Consider the following 24,191-nt stretch of genomic DNA (forward strand, 5'->3'; position numbering starts at 1 on the left):
TATGGTTTCGATAGCTGGAGGCCGGCGTTGTGAGCCGGCTGCAGGCCTGAAAGACCCCTGAAACCGACCTGCACGGCCGCAGTCACCGCGCCGTGCCGCCGGTGCCGTGGCCCATGGCCCCGTGGTCCATCCCGCCATGGTGGTGGCCCTGCGGCACGGCGGGCGTGGCCGGTGCGCCGGCACCGGGAGCGGTCGGCGCCTGCGGCGGCGGCGCGCCGGTCCACTCGTGCGCCACCGTGCCCGGCGGGTGCGCGACCGGCCCGGGGTCGCGGTAGTCGCCGGCCGGCTGGTCGCGCCGCACCTTCAGCACGCTGAACATGCCGCCCATCTCGATCGGGCCGAAGGGGCCGTCGCCCGACATCATCGGCAGCGTGTTCTCGGGCAGCGGCATCCGCATCGCACCCATGTCGCCCATGCCGCGCGAACCCATCGCCATATAGGGCGGCACGATGCCGCGGATCTTCTGCGCCAGGTCTTCCTGCGGCACGCCGACCATCGTCGGCACCGCGTGGCCCATCGCATTCATCGTGTGGTGCGCCTTGTGGCAGTGCAGTGCCCAGTCGCCCTCGGCGTCGGCCACGAACTCGATCTGGCGCATCTGGCCGACCGCGATGTCGGCCGACACCTCGGGCCAGCGGGCCGAGGGCGGCACCGGCCCGCCGTCGGTGCCGGTGACGCTGAACTCGTGGCCGTGCAGGTGCAGCGGATGGTTGGTCATGGTGAGGTTGCCGACGCGGATCCGCACCCGGTCCCCGCGCCGTACCGGCAGCGGGTCGATGCCGGGGAACACCCGGCTGTTCCAGGCCCAGAGGTTGAAGTCGGTCATCGTCGCGACGCGCGGCGTGCGGCTGCCGGGGTCGATGTCGAAGCTCTGCATCAGGAAGCAGAAATCGCGCTGCACCGGCGCGATCTGCGGATGCCGCGCCGCCCGCGGATGCGTCACCCAGAAGCCCATCATGCCCATCGCCATCTGCACCATCTCGTCGGAATGCGGGTGGTACATGAAGGTGCCGGGGCGCTGCGCGGTGAACTCGTAGACGAAGGTCTTGCCGGGCGGGATGTGCGGCTGGGTCAGGCCGCCCACGCCGTCCATGCCGTTGGGCAGGCGCTGGCCATGCCAATGGACCGTCGTGGCCTCGGGCAGGCGGTTGGTTACGAAGATGCGCAGCCGGTCGCCCTCGACCACCTCGATCGTCGGGCCCGGGCTCTGGCCGTTGTAGCCCCAGAGGTGGGCCTCCATGCCCGGCGCCATCTCGCGCACCACCGGCTCGGCGACCAGGTGGAATTCCTTTATACCGGCGTTCATCCGCCAGGGCAGCGTCCAGCCGTTGAGGGTGACGACCGGGTTGTAGCGGGGCCCGTCGCCCGGCACCAGCGGCGGGGCGGTGCCGCTGCCGGGCTGGTGGTGCGCCTCGGGCAACGCGGCCACGGCCGAGCGGGCGACGGTGGAGGCGGCGACGGCACCGGCCGTGCCGGCGAAGAAATTGCGGCGGTTCATGTCAGTGGCCCGGGCTGGTGAGGGGGAGGGCGCCGAACGGCGCGGCAGTGGCGGGAAAGCCGCCCGGCAGGGGCGCGGTGGTGGTCGCGGCGGAGGCACCGGTGAGCGCCTGCCGCAGGTCGGTATCGGCGATCCAGAAATCGCGCTCGGCGGCGGTGGCGGCATCGACCGCGGCCAGGCTGGCGCGGGCCTCGGCCAGCAGTTCCCAGACGCTGGCCAGCATGCCGTTGTAGCGCAGCAGCGTTTCGTCGGCGATATGGCTGCGCAGCGGCACCACCTCCTGGCGGTAATGCAGCGCCAGGTCGTGCGCGGTGCGCCAGCCGAGCCAGGCGGTGCGCGCCTCGCTGCGGGCCCGCACCGCCACTTCGCCGACCTGCGCCGCGCTCAGCAGGTACAGGTTGCGGGCGCGGGCGCTGCGCGCCTGGCCCCAGTCGAAGAGCGGTATCGGCAGGTCCAGCTCCCAGCCGCGCTGCACCGAGCGGCCGCCGCCCGCCTCGTCGAAGGTGGAGTTGCGGACATAGCCGATGTCGAGGTCGCTGACGTAGCGGGTCGCCCGCACCAGCCCCAGCGAGCGGGCGAACTGGCGGTTGCGGGCCAGGGCCGCCCGCACGTCGAGCCGCTCGCGCAGCGCGGTCGATTCGACCGCTGCCGCATTGGGCGCGGCACTGGCCTCCGGCAGCGCGGGCAGGTGGTCCGGCAGGGCGAACCCGGTCTGCGGGCCCCACAGGCCCAGCAGCCGGGCCAGCGTGGCGCGCTCCCGCTCGGCGGCCTGGCGGCTGCGGGCGAGATGGGCCGCGCTTTCGGCCAGCACCAGCTGCTCCTTCGACTGCTGCAGCGTGCTCCAGTTGCCGGTGCGCGCCATGCGGCGGGCCAACTCGGCCCCGGCGGCGGCGGCCTCTCGCATCCGCTCGGCCGCCTGGGCCGACTGCTCGGCCGCCACCGCGCGGAACCAGGCGCGGCGCACGTCGGCCGCCAGGCGCACCGCCTCCTGCGCCGCCTGCAGCGTGGCCGCTTCGGCCTGCCGCTGCCCCAGCTCGGCCCGCCAGGGCAGGGTGACGATGCCCAGCAGCCCGATCGACAGGCTGCGCTCGATCTCGCGCTCGCTGCCCTCGGTCAGCCGCGCGATCGAGAACACCGGATTGGGCAGCAGGGCCGCCTGCACCCTGTCGGCATCGGCGACGCCCAGCGTGGCGAGCGAGGACTGCAGCGCGGGGCTCTGCAGCATCGCGATGCGCACCGCGGCATCGGCCGTCAGCGGTTGCGGCCGCAGCAGGTCGGCGACGGTGGCCGACACTTCGGCGCCCGGTGCGGGCAGGGGTGCGTCCGCCGTGCCGATGCGGGGTGCGGCCAGCGACTGCACATCGCCCCGCAGGCCGTCGGGAGAGACGGATGCGCAACCCGCGAGGAGGGCGAGGGCGGCCAGCAACAGCGGTGTGGTGCGATGAAGGTGCCGGCTCATCGAGCGCTCCCGGACGGGTGGTGGTGGCCGTGGTCATGAGGATCGGCTTTCGGCGCATCCGAGGTCCGGGACGCTGGTGCTGTAGAAGATGGCGCGGCGGGCCCTGGTGGCACGGGAGCGGTATGCCCGTGGTGTTCGGACCCCGCCGACGGTCGGGCCGGTTCGTTCGATGCGGGAGCGGCCGGCGTCGGCATGGCCATCGTGGGCGGCGTACTGTGGGTCGCGTGCGCGCCGTGGGCATCCGAACTGGGATGGCTGCCGTGGTTGCCATGGCTGCCATGATCGGCATGGCCGCCATGCGCACCACCGGCTTCCTGCAGTGCTGCGGCATTCGCATCGCGCCAGGGCGTGCGGTCCCGCTCCACGCCCCGCGGCCCATCGAAAGCCGGGCGATATACCGGCGGCGGTGCGATACCCTCGGGATCTACCACCGCAGCGGGCGATGCCGAAGCAGCCCAGGCGGCGAAAAGGCAAACAGCGGCGGTGGCCAACGGTGGCACGCGGCGCAAGGCACCGTGCCTGCGGACGACGCCGCAAAAGAAAAACGACATGGGAACGGTCTCCGGACGAAACGAGGACGCGTCTGCAAGAAACCATGCCGACGAACGGCACGGTTGGCATGACCCACGCAGAAGCGCAGGCCGCTGCAGACGGACTACGGGCGGGGAGACCGGAAAATCGGCGGTTTGAAGCCCGGCGCCGGGTCGGCGCTGGCATAGGCGACCGGTACTGCGCGGGGCAGTGCCTGCGGCACGGCGGACGGCACCAGCCCGACAGGGCCGAACGGCAGCGCAGCCGTATGGCACACCTGGCAATCGCCACAGGCCGCGTGGCCCGCAGGGCCGGTGTCGGCATCGTCGTGGCAGTCCGCGGGCCCGTCGTGCGCCGCGGCAGGGGCTGCATCGTGCATGCCGCTGTGCGCTGCGTTCATGGCAGCATGCGAAGCGTGCCCACCGCCATGCAGTGCCAGCGTGTGGGCCTGCGGGCCATGCCCCGCCGCCGGCACCTGCATCGCCATCGCATCGCCCACCCAGGCACGCAGCACCAGCAGCAGTGCGAAGACGAGGAGGAGAGGGCGGGACATGGCGGCGATGATAAGGGGGTGTGTTTTTGGGAGGGCCGCGCGTTCGGTGGGGATATAGGTAAAAAGCGGCTCTGGCCGGCTCGCTGTGCCGGCTCAATGCTATAAAAATAGCAGCAAAACATCCGGTGTCTTGGCACCATGGGAGTTAGGTCGCGATGTGATTCGGGCTTGATGGCGTGAGCAAGCAAGTCAGTATGAAAAGCGCCGCTTAGGGTGTCGTTGCTATGTCAGTAACTGGCCGAAAGCTGCCTCAGCGAGGAAATTGGCGACCTCGGTAACCGATAGACTAAAAACGGAGGCCTGCAGTGGTACGCGCCCTTTCCAATCCGCGAACTACCTACAAGTCATTCAGTCCTATCACCACTGCGCGCCCAAAGGGCCAAAACGGCCACAGACATCAGGCGCCCAACCCCGCGATATCCCGCGCCAGCGCCGCGATCTCGTCCTCCGACAACCCCGTCGCCTGCACCTGCCGCCGCTCCGGCCAGCAGCGAAAGTGCGCGCGCTGCGACTTGGCGTACGAGGGGTCGTAATGCTGCGTCGCCAGTTCCGAGAACAGTTGCGGCAGCGTGCCCGCCAGCGCCAGTTCCTGCCATGCGGCGATGACCTCCTTGCCGTGCAGTTGCTTCAGTGGCTCGAACTGGCCGGCCAGCCACTCGGGGCGGTCGCCCAGGTAGGCGTAGTCGCGCAGCAGGTAGGCCAGCCGCGCCGGCTCGGGCACCTGCAGCTCCACGCAGGGGCTGTCGCGCATCCGTTCGACCAGCGGGATCGGCACGTTGAGCCGGCCGATGCGGCGGCCTTCGCCCTCGACGTACAGCGGGCGGGCCGGGTCGCAGCGTTCGATCACCGCGGCTATTGCCGTTTCGAAAGCCGTTTGCGAGGGTTGGGGCGTGTCGGGCAGGGCGCCCAGCAGCGATCCCTTGTGGCGGGCCAGGCCCTCCAGGTCGAGCGTCTGGTGGCCCTGGCTCGCCAGGGCGTGCAGCACCCGCGTCTTGGCGCTGCCGGTGGGGCCGCAGACGACGATCAGCGGAAGCTGCGGCGCCTGTTGCTCCAGCGTGTCGATGACATGGCGGCGCCAGGACTTGTAGCCGCCGGCCAGCTGCTGCGCGTCCCAGCCGACCATGCGCAGCCAGGTGGTCATGGAGCCGCTGCGCAGGCCGCCGCGCCAGCAGTACACCAGCGGCTTCCAGCCGGCGGGCCGGTCGGCGAAATGGTTCTGCAGGTGGCGCGCCAGGTTGGCCGCCACCATGCCGCCGCCGACGCGCCGGGCCTCGAAGGCGCCTTGCTGCTTGTAGAGCGTGCCGACGATGCGGCGCTCTTCGTCGTCGAGCACCGGGCAGTTGATCGCGCCGGGCATGTGGTCGAGGGCGAACTCGGCGGGCGAGCGGGCGTCGACTATTGTGTCGAAGCCGTGGCGGTCGGCCACCCGGGTGGGCGGCCTCATGCGGTCACCACCAGGCCGGGCGGGCCGCTGTCCATGCGGCCGACCACGGCAGCGTCGCCGAAGCCCTCGGCTTGGAAGATCGCCTGCACCGCGCCCAGCGCCTCGGGCGCACAGCTCACCAGCAGGCCGCCGCTGGTCTGCGGATCGGTCAACAAGGCCTGGGCGATGGCGGGCAGTCCGGCGGCCAGTTCCACGTCGGCGCCGTAGCCGCTCCAGTTGCGGCCGGATGCGCCGGTGATGCAGCCGGCCTCGGCCAGCGCGGCCACGCCGGGCAGCAGCGGCAGGCCCGGCCAGTGCAGCGTGGCGCGCAGGCCGGCGCCGCGGGCCAGTTCCAGCGTATGGCCTGCGATGCCGAAGCCGGTCACGTCGGTCAGCGCATGCACGCCGTCGCAGTCGGCCAGGGCGATGCCGGGGGTGTTGAGGCGGGTGGTGGTGTCGATCAGGCGGGCATAGCCGTCGGCATCGAGCAAATTCTTCTTGAGCGCGGCAGAGAGCACGCCCACGCCCAGCGGCTTGCCCAGCACCAGCAGGTCGCCGGCGCGGGCGTCGCGGTTGCGCCGCACTTTCGACGGATGCACCAGGCCCATCACCACCAGGCCATAGATCGGCTCGACCGAGTCGATGGTGTGGCCCCCCGCGATCGGGATGCCCGCGGCGCGGCACACCGCCTGGCCGCCCTCGACCACGCGGCCGATCACCTCCACCGGCAGCTGGTTCACCGGCATCGCGACCAGGGCCAGGGCCATGATCGGCCGGCCGCCCATCGCGTACACGTCGCTGATCGCGTTGGTGGCGGCGATGCGGCCGAACTCGAACGGGTCGTCGACGATCGGCATGAAGAAATCGGTGGTGGCGATCAGCGCCTGTTCGTCGTTCAGGCGGTAGACGGCGGCGTCGTCGGCGGTTTCGATGCCCACCATCAGCTCGGGCGGGATGAGACCCGCGCCGCTGCTGCGCAGGATCTGCGACAGCACCCCCGGCGCGATCTTGCAGCCGCAGCCGCCGCCGTGCGAGAAGGCGGTGAGCCGGATCGGCGCATCGGAGAGGGGAGGGAGGGTCGGAACGGGGGTGGGGTGCATGGAGGCCTCGGAGTGCCCGGAATTATCGCGAGCGGCGGGGTTTCTAGAATCGCGGTTCCTGCGTGCCCTCCGCGCGCCCTGGGCATTGCGCCTTTCTCGTCCCTACCGGCTCCCCGCTCCATCACCATGAAACTCCTTCGCCTCGCCTCGGCCCTCGCACTGTCCGCCTGCGCGCTGCTGTCCCATGCCCAGACCGGCACGCTGCGCGTCTCGGCCATCCCCGACGAGGCGCCGACCGAACTGCAGCGCAAGTTCGCGCCCCTGGGCGACTACCTGGCCCGCGAGACCGGCATGGCGGTGCAGTTCACCCCGGTCACCGACTACGCCGCGGTGGTCGAAGGCCTGGCCTCGCAGAAGATCGACCTGGCCTGGCTGGGCGGCTTCACCTTCGTGCAGGCCCGCCAGCGCACCCAGGGCGGTGCGGTGCCGATCGTGCAGCGCGCGGAAGACGAGAAGTTCACCAGCAAGTTCATCGTGCCCACCGCCAGCACCGCGCAGACGCTGGCCGATTTGAAGGGCCGCAGCTTCGCCTTCGGCGCGCCGTCGTCCACCTCGGGCAGCCTGATGCCGCGCTATTTCCTGCAGCAGGCGGGCCTGGTGCCCGAGCGCGACTTCAAGACCGTGGCCTTCAGCGGCGCGCACGACGCGACGGTGGCCTTCGTGGCCGCCGGCCGGGCCGAGGCCGGCGTGCTCAACGCGTCGGTATGGGACAAGCTGGTCGAGTCCGGCAACCCCAACGCCGCCAAGGTGCGGGTGCTGGCCACCACGCCCACCTACTACGACTACAACTGGACGGTGCGCCCGGGCCTCGACGCAGCCATCACCAAGAAGCTGACCGACGCGTTCCTGAAACTGGACGCGTCGCGCCCCGCCGACAAGGAAATCCTGTCGCTGCAGCGCGCGACCCGCTTCATCCCCACCCAATCGTCCAACTACGACGGCATCGAGGCGGCGGGCAAGTCGGCCGGCCTGATCAAGTAGGCGGGCAGGCGCGAGAGAAAGCGGGAAATCCGCGTGTCCTTCGCTCTGGCCGATTGCGGCCTGGTGCATGCCCAGGGCCGCCGGGCGCTGCAGGCGGTGACGCTGGCGGCCGCCCAGGGCGAGCGCGTGGCGGTGATCGGGCCTTCGGGCGCCGGCAAGACGACGCTGCTGCGGGTGCTGGGCGCCGCGCTGCGGCCGGGCGAAGGCACGGTCGCGCTGCTGGATGCCGCGCCCTGGCAACTGGGCCGAGCGCCCCTGCGCCGGCTGCGCGGGCGCATCGGCACGGTGCACCAGCAGGCGCCGATCCCGCCGCGGCTGCGGGTCGTCACCGCGGTGCTGGCCGGGCGGCTGGGGCAGTGGCCGCTGTGGCGGGCGCTGGCCTCTCTGGTGTACCCGAGCGATCTGCGCGGCGCCGCCGCCGTGCTGGCGGAGGTGCAGCTGGCCGACCGCCTGTTCGACCGCTGCGACCGGCTCTCCGGCGGCCAACTGCAGCGCGTCGGCATCGCCCGCGTGCTCTACCAGGCGCCCGACCTGTTGCTGGCCGACGAGCCGGTGTCGTCGCTCGACCCGGCCCTGGCCGACCGGGCGCTGGCGGTGCTGGCGGCTCAGGCCGACCGCAGCGGCGCGACCCTGGTGGCGTCGCTGCACACGGTCGAGCTGGCGCTGAAATGGTTTCCGCGGATCGTCGGCATGCGGGAAGGGCGCATCGTCTTCGATCTGCCGGCAGGGGCGGTGACGGCCGACATGCTGCGGGCGCTGTACGCATCCGATGGCGCCGGCGTCGATGCGACCGGCGGCGCGGCCGAACCTGCAATGCCCGACGCACCGCGCAGCGTCGCGCGGCCCGATTGCCTGTGACGCCCGTTCCACACGCCGCGCAGCCTTCGCGGCCCGTCGCGCTGCGCGACCCGGCGTGGCGGAGCCGCTGCCTCTGGACCGTCGCCGCGCTGGCCATCGCCTGGCCGATGCTGGTGCTGGCCGAGTTCCGGCCCTGGGTGCTGTTCGACGGCCAGGGCCTGCAGGCGATGCAGGGCTTTCTGCTCGGCTTCTGGCCGCCCGCGACCGATGCGGCCTTCGGCACGCTGCTGCTGCGCGCCACGCTGGAGACGCTGGCCATGGCGACGGCCGGCACCTTCCTGGCGTTTCTGGTCGCGGCACCCCTGGCACTGGCGGCGACGCGGGCACTGTCGATCTCCCGCATCGGCCCCGGGCCGGGCGCGTTGCGGGCCGCGGCATTGCGGCCGGTGGCGCGGCTGGTGCTGATGGTGCTGCGTGCGGTGCCCGAGATCGTCTGGGCCCTGGTGCTGGTGCGCGCGCTCGGCCTGGGGCCGGGCGCGGGCGTGCTGGCGATCGCGATCGCCTACGGCGGCATGCTGGGCAAGGTGTACAGCGAAATCCTGGAGTCGGGCGACACCCGCCCGGCCCGCGCGCTGCTGGAGGCGGGCAGCGGCCGGCTGGCGGCGCTCTGCTACGGCCTGGTACCCGGTGCGGCTCAGGAGCTGGCCTCGTACACGGTCTACCGCTGGGAGTGCGCGGTGCGGGCGTCGGTGGTGATGGGCTTCGTCGGCGCAGGCGGCCTGGGCCAGCTGATGGACCAGTCGATGAAGATGCTCAACGGCGGCGAGGCCAGCGCGATCCTGCTGACCTTCCTGGCCCTGGTGCTGCTGGCCGACGCGATGAGCGCGCTGCTGCGGCGGATGCTGGCATGAGGCACCTCGACCTGCGGGCGCTGCGCATCGCCCTGGCCGGCGCGGGGGTGGTGACGCTGTTGGTGGCGGCGGTGGTGGCCAGCTTCGCCTATCTGGCGGTGGACTGGCGCGGACTGCTGGCCGGCGACGCGCTGCGGCGCATGGGCCGGTTCATGGCCGAATTCTTTCCGCCCGACACGTCGCGGGCCTTCCTGGTGCAGACCGGCCGGGCGGCGCTGCAGACGCTGGCCGTCTCCAGCCTGGGCACGCTGCTGGCGGCCGCCGCCGCCGTGGCGCTGGCCCTGCCCGCCGCGGGCCGCTGGGGCCGGGTGGCGCAACCGGCGGCGCGCCTGTTTCTCAACCTGCTGCGGAGCGTGCCCGAGCTGGTGTGGGCCGCCCTGATGGTGCTGGCCGCGGGGCTGGGGCCTTTTGCCGGCACGCTGGCGTTGGCACTGCACACCACCGGCGTGCTGGGCCGCCTGTTCGCCGAAACGCTGGAGAACCTGCCGCCCGCGCCCGAGCAGGCCCTGCGCGCTGCCGGCGCCGGCCCGGTGGCCGCCTGGGCGTATGCCAGCCTACCACTGGCCGCACCCCAGTGGCTGGGCTACGGCCTCTACCGCTGGGAGATGAATATCCGCATGGCCGCGGTGCTGGGCTTCGTCGGTGCGGGCGGGCTGGGGCAGATGCTGTACTTCCACCTGTCGCTGTTCCAGCAGGCGCAATCGATGACGGTGCTGCTGGCGATGTTCGGGCTGGTGGTGCTGGTCGATGCGGCCAGTGCCTGGCTGCGGCGGGAAACCGGCGGCGCTGTGCGGGCGCGCCGCCGATGGTGGCCGCGGCGCGCAGTCTCCTAGAACCGTCTACAGGTCGCGCAGTCGCGAGGTACTGCGCACCGGCACTCCGCCGCGGTGACGGGCCCGGCGCACGGGCCAGCTCAGCAGTTCCAGCACCAGCACCACGGCCAGGGCCGACACCGCGCCGGCCAGCACCGCGTCGCGGGTCAGCGGGATGTTGAAGCTGTAGGCGGCACGGGTCTCGGCGATCAGCGGCCGATTGCCGCGCAGCACCAAGTGCACCACCTGCTGCGGCATCGGTGCCTGCAGGGCCAGCGCCTCGGCCCCGAAGGCGGCGCGCCGCTCGACCATGTCGCGCAGCGGCACCGCCTCGGCGCGGAAGGCCGGATCGCTGCTAGCCTCGTGCCGCGCGATCAGCGCGTCGAGCGAGCCCTTGTCGAAGCGGTCGGCGATCTGCTGGAAGCCGCGCAGGTTCGTCTCTACCTCGACCAGGTGGGCATCGAGCCGCTTCTGGTACTGGTCGACGAAGTTGGGAATCTGGATGCCCAGCAGCAGCGCGGTGCCGGCCAGGACCAACAGCAAATAGCGGTAGAGCATGGTGCGGGCGCGGCGGACGGTGTCAGAACTTGGGGATGCGCAGCGTCTTGCTGATCATCAGGCTGCCCGACAGACCGAAGACGAGCGAGAACGGATGCAGCTGCCACGGGCCGAGCATCCAGGCACCGCCCCACAGCGCATCGCCGATCCGGCCCTGCCAGGCGGCCAGCGCCAGGAGGCCGACCAGGGCCACGCTCGTGGGGATCGGGGTGCCCTCGAAATACTTCACCTTGTCGGCGCCTTCGGAGAGGGCCTCGGCCGTCACGTTGTAGCGGGCCAGCCGGCTCACGCCGCAGCAGACGAAGTAGATCAGCAGCAGGCAGTCCCAGCCGCCGTCGAGGCCCGCGGCGAAGCCGAGGGCCGCCGGCATCACGCCGAAGGAGATGATGTCGGCCAGCGAATCGAGCTCGCGGCCGAGCGAGGAATGGGTCTGCCGCCAGCGGGCGATGCGGCCGTCGAACACGTCGAACACGAAGGCCGCCGGCGCCAGCGCCGCCGCCCAGAGGAACTGCGTCACCGACTGGCTGGCCATGTAGGCCATCGCCAGGAACACGCCCGCCACGCCGCAGGCCGCATTGCCCAGGGTGAAGAAATCGGCCAGGTGGAAGCCGCGGATCATCGAGAAGTGCTTGCGCGCTGCGGGCCGTGCACCGGTCGGGGGAGAAGGCGGGTTCATGGGGGCGCTCCGGCAAAAAGGACAAGGACGCCACCTTAGCGCACCGATCCGACGGGCGGTGTAGTCGCAGGCCGACGATGCCGGCCTGGACCGTCAGCCGGACTCTCCGGCCGGGAGTGCCCGGGCCACGGCCGTCACCAGCGTCTGCCGCGCCGGGTCGGTGCTGCGTAGGTCCGCCCAATCCGGGTGGCTGCGGGCCGGGCGGGCCGCCCGCAAGGCCGCCATGGTGTCGCCCGCCGCCGAGCCGTCGGGCAGAGGCGATGCCTGCAGCCGCTGCGGGTCGGCATGGCCCCGCTGTTCCAGCGCGTGCAGCAGCATCCGTTGCCACCGCACCAGCAGCGCGAGTGCCGCGTCGTCGACCGTCAGCTCGCGCACGCCGCGCGCCCGGTTCAAGACCTTGCGGCCCAGCGGACCCCAGCCCTGCGATACCGCGCCGCCGATCGCGCCGCCCAGCGCCGCGCCGGCACCCAGCGACAGGCCCGCCAACGCGATGTCGGCCACCACGCCCACCGCGGCACCGGCCGCGGTGCCGGCACCCAGGCGCAGTCCGGCCGCCTTCAAGGCCTCGGGGCTGAAAAGGTCCATCTCCCACCGGCCCTGCAGGTGCGGGAGCGGTGCCTCGTCGGCATCGCCCGCGCGGAAACCGTAGAGCGCCAGCAGCGTGTCGATGCAGTGCTGGGCGGCTTGCCGCACCTCGGCCTGCAAGGCGTCGGCGGCGGATGGCATCGTGACCGGGTCGGCGTCGGGCACATGGCGGCGCAGGGCGGTGCAGCGGACCAGCAGCGCTGCGATCTCGGTGCAGGCCGCGTCGTGCCGCGCCCGGGCTTCGTCGCCCAGGGCCAGCACCACCCGCTGCAGCATTGCGCGGTGCGCCGGCAGCAACGTGCCCAGGTCCTGGTAGAGGTCGCGCTCGGCGCCGGTGAAGGGTGCGGTGGCGTCGAAGCGCACCACCGCGTGCAGGCCGGCATCGGCCAGCAGCGCGCGCCAGTCGGCCTCGCGGCCGGCGCCGTCGCGCACGAAGTTCAGCACCGGCAGCACCGGCCGGGCGCAGGCGTGGAGCAGGGCGACCTCAGCGCGGTACTTGGGCAGCACCGGCGCGCGGACGTCGATCACCAGGAAGGCCGCGTCGGCGGCGAGCAGGGTGCGCAGGACCTTGGCCTCCTGCTCGAACACGCCGTGCGCCTCGGGGCCCGCCAGGAAACGGCGGACCCGCTCGGCCGGCAGTGCGTCGGGCGGGGCCACCGAGGGCAGGTGCAGATGCTCCTGCAGCGCCACCGCGTCCTCGATGCCGGGCGTGTCGAAGAAGCGCACCGCGGCGCGGCCGTCGGCGCGCAGGTCCATCGATTCGACATGCCGGGTGGTGCCCGGCCGGTCGGACACCTCGCCGAAGTCGACCCGGCGCGAAAGGGTGCGCAGCAGCGATGTCTTGCCGGCGTTGGTATGGCCCACCACGGCGATGCGGATCGGCTCGCCGGCGGGCGCGGAAGCGGTTGGCAGCGCAGGCGATGTCATGGCGTTCGCTCCAGCGCCTCGGCCCAGGTGCCGCCGTGCGCAGCGATCTGCGCCAGGCCGCAATCACTGAGCCAGGCCTTCCAGCGGGCGGCCGAAGCGGCCGAACGGGCGGGGTCGGTACCGGCCGGTGGCACCAGCCAGATCTGCAGGATCCCGCAATGCACGGCCACCGCGCGCAGGAAGCGCTCGGTGCCGCGGTCGGGGCTCGCGGAGGCGTCGCAGGCGACCAGCACCCGGCGCGGCCGCAGCAGGGCCAGCCGGTCGAGCAGTGCGCTGCGCTGGGCGGCGCTGCCATCGACCGCGAGCGCTTCTACCTCCGGCGGCAGGCCGGCGGGCGGCCAGGGTGCCTCGGGCGGCAGCTCGAAACCGACGACCAGCAGCAGGTCCGCCCCCTCGCCCGGCGGCAGTGGTTGTGGCGCCGGCTGCACCGGCCGGCCCGGGTCGGCCTCTACGACGCGGGAGGGCGCCAGCGCATCGAAGCGCGCCAGCACCTGCCGGTAGTAAGGATCGGAAAGATCGGGCTGCAGCGCGCCCCGCCGTGCGCGGCACACGGCGGCGCACAGTGCCACCAGCAGCAGCCGGGGCAGCAGGCCGTAGACCACCAGGCAGCCGGTGAGCCACAGCGCCCAGCTGCGCTGGCGGGCCGGGTCGGCGGCCGACGGAGCGGAGGTCGCGGCCAGTACCGTCGCGGCATCGGGCACCGGAAATCCGAGCTGCGCCGGCAGCCAGCCCAGCGCCTGCACGCTGCGCACGAAGAAGCCGGGCGACAGGATCGTGGTCTCCCACGCGAGGGTGTAGCGGTGGAAGGCCAGGGCGAACAGCAGCCACGCCAGCGCCACCGCGAACGCCAGCGCCCAGACCGCATGGCTGGCCAGGCCCAGCGCCCAGGGCAGCAGGCGCGCACGTGCCAGCGACTGCCATGCGGCCTGCAGCAGCAGCGGCCCCTGGCCCTGCCGGCCGCCCGCCACCCGGGCGGTCAGCAGCAGCCACAGGCCGCCCAGCGAGAGCCGGAAGGCGCCGGGCGCGAACAGCACGCTGCCCACCCAGGCCAGCAGCGTCAGGGCGTGCAGCCCCAGCAGGCCCGCCAGCGCCGCCATCACGTTGATCTGCCGGCTGCCGCCGCCGCCCAGCACCCGGTCGGCCAGGCCCAGCCCGGCGACCAGCACCAGCGCCGCGATCGCCAGCAGCAGCACGCCGGCCCAGGCGCGTGCCCGTTCGATCAGCGGGGGAAGGCCCAGCCGTTCGGCCAGCAGCCGGGCGCGGACCTGCAGGCGGCCGGCGCCGTCGGGCGCTGCGGCCCAGGCCGTGCGCAACACGTCGCCATCGTCGAGCGGGCCGGCCCTTTCGGCGCAGCGCACCGCCTCGGCGAGAAGGGCGGCCCGCAGCGACGGCCGGATTGTCATGCGGGCACGGCCTCTTCGACCGGGTCGTCGGTCGCCTCGCCCAGGAAACCGCCGCTCTGGTGGGCCCACAGGCGGGCGTAGACGCCGCCGCGGGCCAGCAGCGCATGGTGGTCGCCCTCTTCCACGATGCGGCCCTGGTCCAGCACCACCAGCCGGTCCATCGCGGCGATGGTGGAGAGGCGGTGGGCGATGGCGATCACCGTCTTGCCTTCCATCAGGCGGTAGAGGCTCGCCTGGATCGCGGCCTCGACCTCCGAGTCGAGCGCGCTGGTGGCCTCGTCCAGCAGCAGGATCGGCGCGTCCTTCAGCATCACCCGGGCGATGGCGATGCGCTGGCGCTGGCCGCCCGAAAGCTTGACGCCGCGCTCGCCCACATGCGCCTCGTAGCCGGCGCGGCCCTGCGGATCGACCAGTTCGTCGATGAAATCGGTCGCCTCGGCGCGCTCGGCGGCCAGGTGCAGGGCGGCCTCGTCGGCGTCGGGACGGCCGTAGGTGATGTTGTCGCGCACCGAGCGGTGCAGCAGCGAGGTGTCCTGCGTCACCATGCCGATGTGCTTGCGCAGGCTGTCCTGGGTGACGCCGGCGATGTCCTGCCCGTCGATCAGGATGCGGCCGCCGTCCAGGTCGTAGAAGCGCAGCAGCAGGTTGACCAGGGTCGACTTGCCGGCGCCCGAGCGGCCGACCAGCCCGATCTTCTCGCCCGGGCGCACCGTCAGCGTCAGCTGGTCGACCACGTTGCGCTTGCCGCCGTAGCCGAAGGTGATCGCGTCGAAGCGCACCTCGCCGCGCGGCACCGCCAGCGCGGGCGCGTTCGGCAGGTCGAGCACGGTGCGGCGCCGGGCCAGCATCGCCATGCCGTCCTGCACCGTGCCGATCTGCTCGAACAGGCCCGAGATCTGCCACATCACCCACTGCGACATCGCGGTCAGCCGCATCGCCATGGCGGTGCCGGCGGCCACCGCGCCGATGCCCAGCTGGCCCTGCGACCAGAGCCAGAGCGACAGGCCGCAGACGCCCAGCAGCAGGCCCATCGAGAGCGCACGGTTGATGGTTTCGAAGGCGCTCACCAAGCGCATCTGCGCATGGCCGGTGGAGATGAATTCGCGCATCGCGTCGCGCGCGAAGCCGGCCTCGCGCCCGCCGTGGGAGAACAGCTTGACGGTGGCGATGTTGGTGTAGGCATCGGTCACCCGGCCGGTCATCAGCGAGCGCGCATCGGCCTGGGCCCGGCCCACCGCGCCCAGCCGCGGCACGAACCAGACGCACACCGCCGCATAGGCCGCCGCCCAGACTACCAGCGGCAGCACCAGCCGCAGGTCGAAGGCGGCCACCAGCGCCACGATGGCGACGAAGTACACGCCCACCGACACTACCATGTCGGTCATCAGGAACACGATGTCGCGCACCGACAGCGCGGTCTGCATCACCTTGGTGGTGATGCGGCCGGCAAACTCGTCCTGGTAGAAGACCATGCTCTGGTCGAGCATCGTGCGGTGGAAGTTCCAGCGCATCCGCATCGGGAAGTTGACCGCGATCGTCTGGTGCTTGACCAGCGTCTGCAGCCCCACCAGCACCACGCTGCCCGCCACCAGCGCCGCGATGCCGCCGAGGAGCGCGCCGTGCTCGGTCCACAGCCGCGCCGGCTCTACCTGGCCCAGCCAGTCGACCATGCGGCCCAGCAGGGCGAAGAGCACCGCCTCGAAGGCCGAGATCGCCGCCGTCAGCAGCACCATCAGCAGCACCGCCCCCCGCAGCCCCTTCAGGCACATCCACATGAAAGCGAAGAGTCCCGGCGGCGGCGGTGTGGGAACGGTGTCGGGGAACGGGGCGAGGCGGTCTTCGAAATAACGGAACAAACAGGACTCCGGGCAGGGAAAGAGAAGAAGAGAAAGGGGGCGCACGGCAGGGCGCGGGGCGTGCGATTCCATCATAGGCAGCACATCGCTGCCGCTGTAAGGGCGTGTTCGCAACACCCGGCCACTGGAAAATAAATACTGGACAAAAATACAGTCATATCGGTATGACTGTATGAATTTACAGTATTCTAGGCAGCCCGACCCCACCGTACGCCCGACCCATGTCCGCCACCGCCCTCACCCTGGAGCTAAAGCCTTCCGTGCGGGACGTCGTCTGGTACGGCGACGAAGTAGCGACCGCGTCCACCGGCGTCAGCACCAGCGGCTTCGAGGCGCTGGATGCGGTACTGCCCGGCGGCGGATGGCCGGTGGGCGCGATGACCGAGATCCTGCACGCCGGCCCCGAGACCTTCGCATGGCCGCTGCTGCTGCCGGCGCTGGGGCCGGCGGTGTCGGCGCGGCGCCGGCCGGTGCTGCTGGTGGGGGCGCCGCACCTGCCTTTCGGGCCGGCGCTGGCAGCGCAGGGACTGCCGCCGGCGCAGCTGCTGTGGGTGCGCAGCCAGGCCGCGGCGGCACGCCTCTGGGCCTGCGAGCAGGCGCTGCGCTGTGCCGACGTGGCCGCGGTGCTGGCCTGGCTGCCGCAGGCGCGGCCGGCCGAACTGCGGCGGCTGCAGCTGGCGGCGGCGCAGCACGACGCGCTGCTCTGGGTGTTCCGGCCGGCCGCGGCGGCGGGCAGTTCGGCGCCGGCCCGGCTGCGGATCCGGGTGGAAGCCGGGGGCGAGCATGGCAGCGTACTGGAGCTGCACATCCTCAAGCGGCGCGGCCCGCCGCTGGAGCGGCCGGTGCAGGTGCCGGCCCATCCGCCGCGCCTTTCCGCGCTGATCGCCGCCAGCCGGCTGGGCCAGCGCTGGCAGGGAACATCGCCGGCGGCACCGCCCGCATCGCCGCCGTCCACGGCCAAGGTGGTACGGCTGGATTTCCAGGGGGGCGTGTCGGGGGTGGCTGCCGCCCTGCGGGTGCGGGCCGTCGCACCGCCGGCCGCGCCCGGCCGGCCGACCCAACCCGTTCTGTGCCCACCGGTCCGGACGAACGACGGCCCGGCAGGCGACACCGGGGCGACCGACGCGGCAAGGGGAGAGGGCGATGCACTGGCTCGCGCTGCAGTGGCCGCCTGACGCCGGTGTGGGAGCGGCCCCGAAGGCGCCGGGGGGAGGCGATCCTGCGCTTTCGCGGTCGCCTTCGCCGGCCTCTGCTCCGGCTCCTGCTGTCGCTCCTGCTCCGACTTCGGCTTCGCCTTCGGACTCGGCTGTCGCTTCGGCATCGGCATCCCCGGTCGAGCCCCCTGCGGAGCCGCCTTCCAGGGAAGCCCTCGGCTGGTGGGCGCTCCAGTTCACTCCCCATGCCGCCTGGGTGGACGAGGCGTTGCTGCTGGAGGTCTCCGCCTGCGAGCGGATCTGGGGCGGTCGGCGGGGGCTGCTGGCCGAGATTCGCAAGCGAAATCCGGCTCCGGCCGGCGTCCTGTGCGGACAAGGTGCTACCAGTTTGATAGCGTTGGGCCGGCTGCGGCTGTTCATGCAGGGCCAGCGCCCCGCGGCGGAGATGCCGGCCGGCCTGCCGCTGCACGTCCTCAGCGCGGCCCGGCCGCATCTCTTCATCCTGGAGCGCATGGGCTGCCGCACCTGGGGCGACGTGGCGGCGCTGCCGCGGGCCGGGGTGTCGCGGCGTTTCGGCACGCCGTTGCGGCAGGCGCTCGACCGGGCCTGGGGCCTGGCCCCCGACGGCTACCGCTGGCTGGCGCTGCCCGAATCCTTCGACCGCAAGGTGGAGCTGCGCGCCCTGGCCCACTCCGCAAGCGAGCTGATGTGGGCCGCGGCCGGCCTGCTGGCCGATTTGCAGATCTGGCTGCGCGGCCGGCAGCGCGGGGTGTTGGCGGTCGAACTGCAATGGACACTGGATTTGCGGCGGGTCGACGGCGTCGATTTGCCGCCCCACGAATCGCTGGTGGTGCGCACCGCCGAGCCGGTGCAGGACATGGCGCACCTGAAGCGGCTGCTGGGCGAGCGGCTGGGCCGCACCCGCATGGCCGCGCCCGCCAGCTGGCTGCGGCTGCGCAGCCTGGACACCGCGCCCCTGCACGGCGCCAGCGCCACCTTCCTGCCCGACGACAGCCGCAAGGGCGACAAGCTGCACGAACTGGTCGAGCGCCTGTCGGAGCGGCTGGGCGCCGACAGCGTACTGACCCCGGTCGCGCAGGCCGACCACAGGCCCGAGGCGATGCAGCGCTGGGAGCCGGCACAGGGCCGGATCGGTGCGCTGGTAGCGGGCTACGGGGTGCCTGCGGTTCCGCCCGGTACTGGGGGGCCGGCCGCCACCGGCCAGCCGCGGCGGCAGAAACCGATGGCGGGCGAGGCGGGGTACGTGGCACCGGACGACGACGACGACGACGACCGGTCTGCCGAGGATGCGCCGGCCGGCCGAATGTCGGTCGACGGGGTGCCGGAAGCCGAAGCCCGCGAAGCGCGGCGGACGGCGCAGGCCGGCGCCGGCAGCAAACCCAGGAGCGCGGCCAAACCCGCCCGCCCGGCCATCCTCCAGCCCGACACCCTCTACCCGCCCTGGCTGCTCTCGCGCCCGATACGGCTGGAGTTGCAGGACGACGCCCCCTGCTACCGCGGCCGGCTGCGGATGCTGGCCGGTCCCCAGCGGATGGAGACCGGCTGGTGGGCCCCCCCGGCCGCCGCCGAGGCAGGCCAGCCGGCGCCGGCGGTGCGCGACTACTACATCGCCGAGAGCCCGTCGGCCGGGCTGGTCTGGGTGTTCTGCGAACGGCCGCACGGCGCGGCCGCCCTGTCGGTCGCCGGTGCTTCGGCAGCCTCGGCCGAAGGGCGTGCGAACAACGCCGCGGCGCAGTCGGCCTGGTTCCTGCACGGTCTCTATGCCTGAGCGCGAAATCTCCCTGCAGGGCCGCCCGGCCCCGGTGCTGCGGTTTCCCCGGCTGCCGCAGCGTCCGGCCGGGCCGGCCACCGGCGATGCGCCGCCGGCGCCCGCGCACCCTCGGCTGCCGGCCTATGTGGAGCTGCACTGCATTTCCAACTTCAGCTTCCTGCGCGGCGCGGCGCATCCCGAAGAACTGGTGGAGCAGGCGCTGCGGCTGGGCTACGCCGGCATGGCCCTGACCGACGAATGCTCGGTCGCGGGCGTTGTGCGGATGTGGGACGGCCTGCGGCAGCTGCGCAAGGACCACGACGAGGCCTGGCGCAAGGCGTATCCCGGCACCACACCGCCGCCGCATCCGCCGTTCCGGCTGCTCTTCGGCAGCGAGTTCCGACTGCCCTGCGGCGGCCGGCTGGTCGCGATCGCGCGCGACCTGGACGGCTGGGGCGGGCTGTGCCAGTTCATCACCGCCGCCCGCATGGCCGCCGAGAAGGGCGGCTACCTGCTGGATGCCGCCACCGACTGGTCGCTGCTGGCGGGCTGCGAGCGGCTCTTCATCCCGGCCCGCACCCCCGGCGATGCTATCGATTCAATAGCTATAGGCCGGCGATTGGCAACGGCCAGAGGCCAATTCGGCTCCGATCTGTGGCTGGTGGTGGAGCTGCTGCAGGACCTGGACGACGACCTGTGGCTGGCCGCGCTGCAGGAGGCCGGCGCGCAGCACGGCATGCCGCTGGTCGCTGCGGGCGACGTGCACATGGACGTGCGCAAGCGCAAGCGTCTGCAGGACGTGATCACCGCGGTGCGCGAGGGCCGCACCGTCGCCGAATGCGGCTTCGCGCTGCAGGCCCATGCCGAGCGCCACCTGCGGCCCCGCGAACGGCTGGCGCAGCGCTATCCGCCGGAGCTGCTCGCCCGCACGGTGGAACTGGCGGCGCGCTGCAGCTTCGACCTGTCGCAGATCGCCTACCACTACCCCCAGGAAACCGTGCCGGCCGGGCTGACGCCGGCGCAGGCCCTGCGGCAGCTGGTGGAGAGGGGCGCGCGGCGCCGGTTTCCCGAGGGCGAGACCGCGAAGGTGCGCCACCAGATCGAGCACGAACTGAGCCTGATCGCCTACAAGAAGTACGAGATGTACTTCCTGACGGTTGAGGACATCGTGCGCTTCGCCCGCAGCAAGCGCATCCTGTGCCAGGGCCGCGGTTCGGCCGCCAACTCGGTCGTCTGCTACTGCCTGCACATCACCGAAGTGCCGCCCGACCTGGGCAACCTGCTGTTCGAGCGCTTCATCAGCAAGGAGCGCGACGAGCCGCCCGACATCGACGTCGATTTCGAGCACCAGCGCCGCGAGGAGGTGATCCAGTACATCTACGAAAAATACGGCCGGGAGCGCGCGGCCATCGCGGCGGTGGTGGTGCGCTACCGCTCCCGCATGGCGATCCGCGACGTGGGCGCCGCGCTGGGCGTGCACCCGGCCCTGGTCGACGACTTCGCCAAGGACCACTACTGGTTCGACGCCGGCATCCTGGAGCAGCGGATGGAGGAGGCCATGGCCCGCTGCGGCGTGCGCGAATCGCCCGCGCTGCTGGCGCTGTGGGTGGAGCTGACGGCGCAGTTGCGCGACTTTCCGCGCCACCTGAGCCAGCACGTCGGCGGCTTCGTGCTGACCGAGGGCCCGCTGACCCGGCTGGTGCCGGTGGAGGCCGCCAGCATGGAAGGCCGCTCGATCATCCAGTGGGAAAAGCGCGACCTGGAGGCGGTGGGCCTGATGAAGGTCGACGTGCTGGCGCTCGGCATGCTGAGCGCGCTGCGGCGCGGGCTGGAATTCCGCAACGCCTGGCGCGGCACGGCCTGGGACCTGCAGGACATCCCGCGCGAGCAGGCGGAGGTCTACGACATGATCTGCACCGCCGACACCATCGGCGTGTTCCAGGTCGAGAGCCGGGCGCAGATGTCGATGCTGCCGCGGCTGCGGCCGCGCGAGTTCTACGACCTGGTGGTGGAGGTGGCGATCGTGCGGCCCGGGCCGATCCAGGGAAAGATGGTGCACCCCTACCTGCAGGCGCGGCAGGACCGGCGCGACGGCCTGCCGATCAAGTACGTCAAGGACGAACTGCGCAACGCGCTGGGCCGCACCCTGGGCGTGCCGATCTTCCAGGAGCAGGTGATGCAGCTCTCGATGGATGCCGCCGGCTTCAGCGCCGACCAGGCCGATGCGCTGCGCCGCTCGATGGCCGCCTGGAAGCGCAGCGCCGGCGTGCACCGCTTCAAGGAGCCGCTGGTCGAGGGCATGACCCGCCGCGGCTATCCGCTGGCGTTCGCCGAGGGCATCTTCGAGCAGATCAAGGGCTTCGGCGAATACGGCTTTCCCGAAAGCCATGCGGCCAGCTTCGCGCTGCTGGTGTACTTCAGTTGCTGGCTCAAGTGCCACGAGCCGGCGGCCTTCCTGGCCGGCATGCTCGATGCGCAGCCGATGGGCTTCTACTCGCCCTCTCAGCTGGTGCAGGACGCGCGCCGCCACGGAGTGGAGGTGCGGCCGGTGGACGTGACGGTGAGCGCCGTCTGTTCGTCGCTGGAGCAGCAGGCGCATCCGGTGCACGACGGCGACCCCGGTGCGCGGCGCGCAGGCGTCCCCGCGGCCCGGATGCCTCCGACCGATGCCGTGCGCCCCGAGGTCGGCCTGGGCCTGCCGGCCCGCGCCGCGCCCGGCGAAACCGTCTGGCCCGGCACTACCGTGCCGCAGCCGCTGCGCCTGGCCCAGCCCGCGGTGCGCCTGGGCCTGCGCCGCATCGCCAGCCTGTCCGATGCGGCGATGCATCGCATCGTGGCGGCGCGGGCCCAAGCGCCTTTCGCCAGCACCGAAGACCTGGCCCTGCGCGCGCAGCTGGACGGCCACGACATGCGGGCGCTGGCCGCCGCCGATGCGCTGCAGTCGCTGGCCGGCCACCGGCGCCAGCAGGTCTGGGAGGCCACGGCGCAGCGGCTGTCTCCCGCGCTGCTGCGCGGCGTGCCGATCCACGAAGGCCGGCTGGAGTTGCCGGCCGCGGGGGAGGCCGAGGAGATCGCCGGCGACTACGCCGCGCTGGGCCTGAGCCTGCGCCGACACCCGCTGGCGCTGCTGCGCGACTACCTGGCCCGCCGCCGGCTGCTGACCGCCCGGCAACTGGCGCCGCTGCCGCACGGGCAGACGGTGCGCGCCTGCGGCATCGTCACGATGCGCCAGCGCCCGCCGACCGCCAAGGGCACGATGTTCGTCACGCTGGAGGACGAGACGGGCATCGTCAACGTCATCGTCTGGAAGGACCTGGTGGAGGAGCAGCGCGAACCGCTGCTGAAGGCCCGGCTGCTGGCGGTGGAGGGCGTCTGGCAGCGCGACAAGGAGAGCGGCGGCCAGGTGCGCCACCTGCTGGCGCGCCGGACGAAGGACCTGACGCCGCTGCTGGCGATGCCCGACAAGGCGATCTCGCGCAGCCGGGATTTCCACTGAAGCAACGCGAGTGGACGCCGCGGCGAGGCCCCGCCGGACCGCCCCGCCTTTCGCTACGATCCCGGACCTGCTCGCGATGGGCGCCCGGTCATCGGCATCTGCAACGCCCACTTCCGCAAGATCGCCGAGCATGTGAAGCGTGGCATCTACGAGGCGGGCGGCTTCCCGGTTGCCGCACAACGCCGCGATTCCCGCGGTCGATGCGAGGCGCTACGTGCTGGCCCACATGTCGGGCCAGCGCATCGTGGAGATGGCCCACGAAGGGCTGACGCTTTCGAAGATCCTGATCCGCGAGGCGTTCGAGAACGCGATTCGAACCAACGCCGCCATCGGCGGATCGACCAACGCGGTGATCGACCTGAAGGCGATCGCCGGCCGCATCGGCCTGCCGCTCGACCTCGAGGACTGGACCCGCATCGGCCGCGGCATCCCGACGCTGGTCGACCTGCAGCCCTCGGGCCGCTTCCTGATGCAAGAGTTCTACTACGCGGGCGGACTGCCGGCGGTTCTGCGCCGCCTGGGCGACACCGGCCTGCTGCCGCATCCGGATGCGCTCACCGTGAACGGCAAAAGCCTGTGGGACAACGTGCGCCAGGCACCCCAATACAACGACGAGGTGATCCGTCCGCTGATCAACCCGCTGATCGCCGACGGCGGCATCTGCATCCTGCGCGGCAACCTGTCGCCGCGCGGCGCTGAAGCCCTCGGCCGCGTCGCCGGCGTTGTCGAAGCACCGCGGCCGCGCGGTGGTGTTCGAGAACCTGGAGCACTACCCCTGCCGGCTGATGTTCATCGAGGAGCCGGTGCTGAGCGAGCACGACGAGGCCCTCAAGGAGATCGCGCGCATCTCCGCCACACTCATCGCCCTGGGCGAGCGGCTCTACTCGCGCGGGGACTTCAAGCGGGTGCTGTCGGAGGGCTACGTCGACATCATCCAGCCCGACCCGTCGCATGCCGGCGGCATCACCGAGACCCGCAAGATCGCCCCGATGGCCGAGGCCTACGACGTGGCGCTGGCGCTGCACTGCCCGCTGGGCCCGATCGCGCTGGCGGCCAACCTGCAGATCGACGCCGTCTGCTACAACGCCTTCATCCAGGAGCAGAGCCTGGGCATCCACTACAACCAGGACAACGACCTGATGGACTACGTGTCCAACCCGGAAGTGTTCGCCTACCGGGACGGCATGGTGGCGATACCGAACGGACCGGGCCTGGGCATCGAGGTCGACGAGGCCTACGTGCGCGAGCGGGCGCAGCAGGGCCACCGCTGGCGCAACCCGGTGTGGCGCCACCGGGACGGGAGCTTCGCGGAGTGGTGAGATGCCGGGTCGCGCGCCGGGCCGGGGGCGCGATCCGTTTCCGGAGAAGCAGCCGAGGCCTCCATCCGGTAGCGACGCGCGACCTCTACGGTTCCTGGACGACGTGGAGTCGATGCTCCTGAATTGATAGCTGGTGGTCGGCGCGGATGGCCGGCTGGAGCATGATTTGACTCTGATCACGTCCGTCCAGCCGCCGTGTGGGCTGGCGGATGGAGTTCTGGGGGCCATGGCGCGGTCACCGCCCGCAGGGCTCGCCCGGCTCACGGGCGCCATGCCTCCAGCGCCCAGGGTGCAGCGGCGGTGCCTGGACTTCCGCCCGGAACCTATCGGCGCCCCCCTATGATCGGAGGCTTTCCCGACAGCTTCCGCAGAGCCGCCGC

At 72.3% G+C, this 24,191-nt stretch carries 17 protein-coding genes and 2 pseudogenes; 9 read left to right on the plus strand and 10 right to left on the minus strand.

Going from position 1 to position 24,191, the window contains the following annotated elements:
- Window positions 1-82: 82 nt before the first annotated feature.
- The 5 genes from ASE76_RS09360 to selD form a co-directional block, all read right to left on the minus strand.
- Window positions 83-1,498 carry a multicopper oxidase family protein gene (locus ASE76_RS09360; protein ID WP_055838162.1) on the minus strand — a complete coding sequence of 472 codons (1,416 nt, stop codon included), beginning with the start codon at window positions 1,496-1,498 and terminating at the stop codon, window positions 83-85.
- A 1-nt stretch (window position 1,499) separates the two neighbouring features.
- The gene (locus tag ASE76_RS09365; protein WP_082448255.1) at window positions 1,500-2,957 is read right to left on the minus strand and encodes a TolC family protein; all 1,458 of its coding nucleotides are present in this window, start codon (window positions 2,955-2,957) and stop codon (window positions 1,500-1,502) included.
- Window positions 2,958-3,612: 655 nt separating this feature from the next.
- A complete protein-coding gene (locus tag ASE76_RS09370; RefSeq protein ID WP_055838165.1) occupies window positions 3,613-4,041 on the minus strand; it encodes a hypothetical protein in 429 nt (142 codons plus the stop codon).
- Between the two features lie 397 nt (window positions 4,042-4,438).
- Complete coding sequence (gene mnmH / locus ASE76_RS09375) at window positions 4,439-5,485, minus strand: tRNA 2-selenouridine(34) synthase MnmH (protein ID WP_055838168.1); 1,047 nt, start codon at window positions 5,483-5,485, stop codon at window positions 4,439-4,441.
- Complete coding sequence (selD, locus tag ASE76_RS09380; RefSeq protein ID WP_055838171.1) at window positions 5,482-6,564, minus strand: selenide, water dikinase SelD; 1,083 nt, start codon at window positions 6,562-6,564, stop codon at window positions 5,482-5,484. The genes mnmH and selD overlap by 4 nt, the downstream gene beginning before the upstream one ends.
- A gap of 126 nt (window positions 6,565-6,690) precedes the next feature.
- Between selD and ASE76_RS09385 the strand changes: the two genes are divergently transcribed.
- Genes ASE76_RS09385 through phnE form a run of 4 tightly spaced genes read left to right on the plus strand, consistent with a single transcriptional unit; the run spans window position 6,691 to window position 10,087 of the window.
- On the plus strand, window positions 6,691-7,545 hold the full coding sequence (locus ASE76_RS09385) for a putative selenate ABC transporter substrate-binding protein (protein WP_055838175.1): 855 nt from the start codon (window positions 6,691-6,693) through the stop codon (window positions 7,543-7,545).
- A gap of 33 nt (window positions 7,546-7,578) precedes the next feature.
- Complete coding sequence (locus tag ASE76_RS09390; protein WP_055838178.1) at window positions 7,579-8,403, plus strand: phosphonate ABC transporter ATP-binding protein; 825 nt, start codon at window positions 7,579-7,581, stop codon at window positions 8,401-8,403.
- The gene (locus ASE76_RS09395; protein ID WP_168389235.1) at window positions 8,400-9,254 is read left to right on the plus strand and encodes an ABC transporter permease; all 855 of its coding nucleotides are present in this window, start codon (window positions 8,400-8,402) and stop codon (window positions 9,252-9,254) included. The genes ASE76_RS09390 and ASE76_RS09395 overlap by 4 nt, the downstream gene beginning before the upstream one ends.
- Window positions 9,251-10,087: a phosphonate ABC transporter, permease protein PhnE gene (phnE, locus tag ASE76_RS09400; RefSeq protein WP_082448257.1), complete on the plus strand. Its 837-nt coding sequence runs from the start codon at window positions 9,251-9,253 to the stop codon at window positions 10,085-10,087. The genes ASE76_RS09395 and phnE overlap by 4 nt, the downstream gene beginning before the upstream one ends.
- A gap of 6 nt (window positions 10,088-10,093) precedes the next feature.
- Here the strand turns inward: phnE and ASE76_RS09405 are convergent, their stop codons facing one another.
- The 5 genes from ASE76_RS09405 to ASE76_RS09425 form a co-directional block, all read right to left on the minus strand.
- The gene (locus ASE76_RS09405) at window positions 10,094-10,624 is read right to left on the minus strand and encodes a DUF2937 family protein (protein WP_055838181.1); all 531 of its coding nucleotides are present in this window, start codon (window positions 10,622-10,624) and stop codon (window positions 10,094-10,096) included.
- Window positions 10,625-10,646: 22 nt separating this feature from the next.
- On the minus strand, window positions 10,647-11,300 hold the full coding sequence (locus tag ASE76_RS09410; protein ID WP_055838184.1) for a phosphatidylcholine/phosphatidylserine synthase: 654 nt from the start codon (window positions 11,298-11,300) through the stop codon (window positions 10,647-10,649).
- Window positions 11,301-11,393: 93 nt separating this feature from the next.
- Window positions 11,394-12,812 carry a GTPase/DUF3482 domain-containing protein gene (locus ASE76_RS09415; RefSeq protein WP_055838187.1) on the minus strand — a complete coding sequence of 473 codons (1,419 nt, stop codon included), beginning with the start codon at window positions 12,810-12,812 and terminating at the stop codon, window positions 11,394-11,396.
- The gene (locus ASE76_RS09420) at window positions 12,809-14,215 is read right to left on the minus strand and encodes a DUF2868 domain-containing protein (protein ID WP_055838190.1); all 1,407 of its coding nucleotides are present in this window, start codon (window positions 14,213-14,215) and stop codon (window positions 12,809-12,811) included. Before ASE76_RS09420 ends, ASE76_RS09415 begins: the two co-directional genes overlap by 4 nt.
- Entirely contained in the window at window positions 14,212-16,071 is a 1,860-nt protein-coding gene (locus ASE76_RS09425; RefSeq protein WP_055838193.1) for an ABC transporter ATP-binding protein, read from the minus strand. Before ASE76_RS09425 ends, ASE76_RS09420 begins: the two co-directional genes overlap by 4 nt.
- 221 nt (window positions 16,072-16,292) lie before the next feature.
- Here ASE76_RS09425 and imuA point away from each other — a divergent pair, with 221 nt between their 5' ends.
- The 5 genes and pseudogenes from imuA to dgoD form a co-directional block, all read left to right on the plus strand.
- Window positions 16,293-17,246, plus strand: coding sequence for a translesion DNA synthesis-associated protein ImuA (gene imuA, locus ASE76_RS09430; RefSeq protein ID WP_156362621.1), 954 nt, complete (start codon window positions 16,293-16,295; stop codon window positions 17,244-17,246).
- A 235-nt stretch (window positions 17,247-17,481) separates the two neighbouring features.
- Window positions 17,482-19,014 (plus strand): DNA polymerase Y family protein, encoded by a 1,533-nt coding sequence (locus ASE76_RS09435; RefSeq protein ID WP_156362623.1) that lies wholly within the window; start codon window positions 17,482-17,484, stop codon window positions 19,012-19,014.
- Window positions 19,007-22,492 carry an error-prone DNA polymerase gene (locus ASE76_RS09440; protein WP_082448261.1) on the plus strand — a complete coding sequence of 1,162 codons (3,486 nt, stop codon included), beginning with the start codon at window positions 19,007-19,009 and terminating at the stop codon, window positions 22,490-22,492. The genes ASE76_RS09435 and ASE76_RS09440 overlap by 8 nt, the downstream gene beginning before the upstream one ends.
- 226 nt (window positions 22,493-22,718) lie before the next feature.
- Window positions 22,719-23,159, plus strand: a pseudogene (locus ASE76_RS20960) (dihydroxy-acid dehydratase); the annotation flags it as partial.
- A gap of 106 nt (window positions 23,160-23,265) precedes the next feature.
- Window positions 23,266-23,811: pseudogene (dgoD, locus tag ASE76_RS09450) on the plus strand (galactonate dehydratase); the annotation flags it as partial.
- Window positions 23,812-24,191: the final 380 nt, after the last annotated feature.

It is taken from the genome of Xylophilus sp. Leaf220, from assembly GCF_001421705.1.
Taxonomy (GTDB): domain Bacteria; phylum Pseudomonadota; class Gammaproteobacteria; order Burkholderiales; family Burkholderiaceae_C; genus Xylophilus.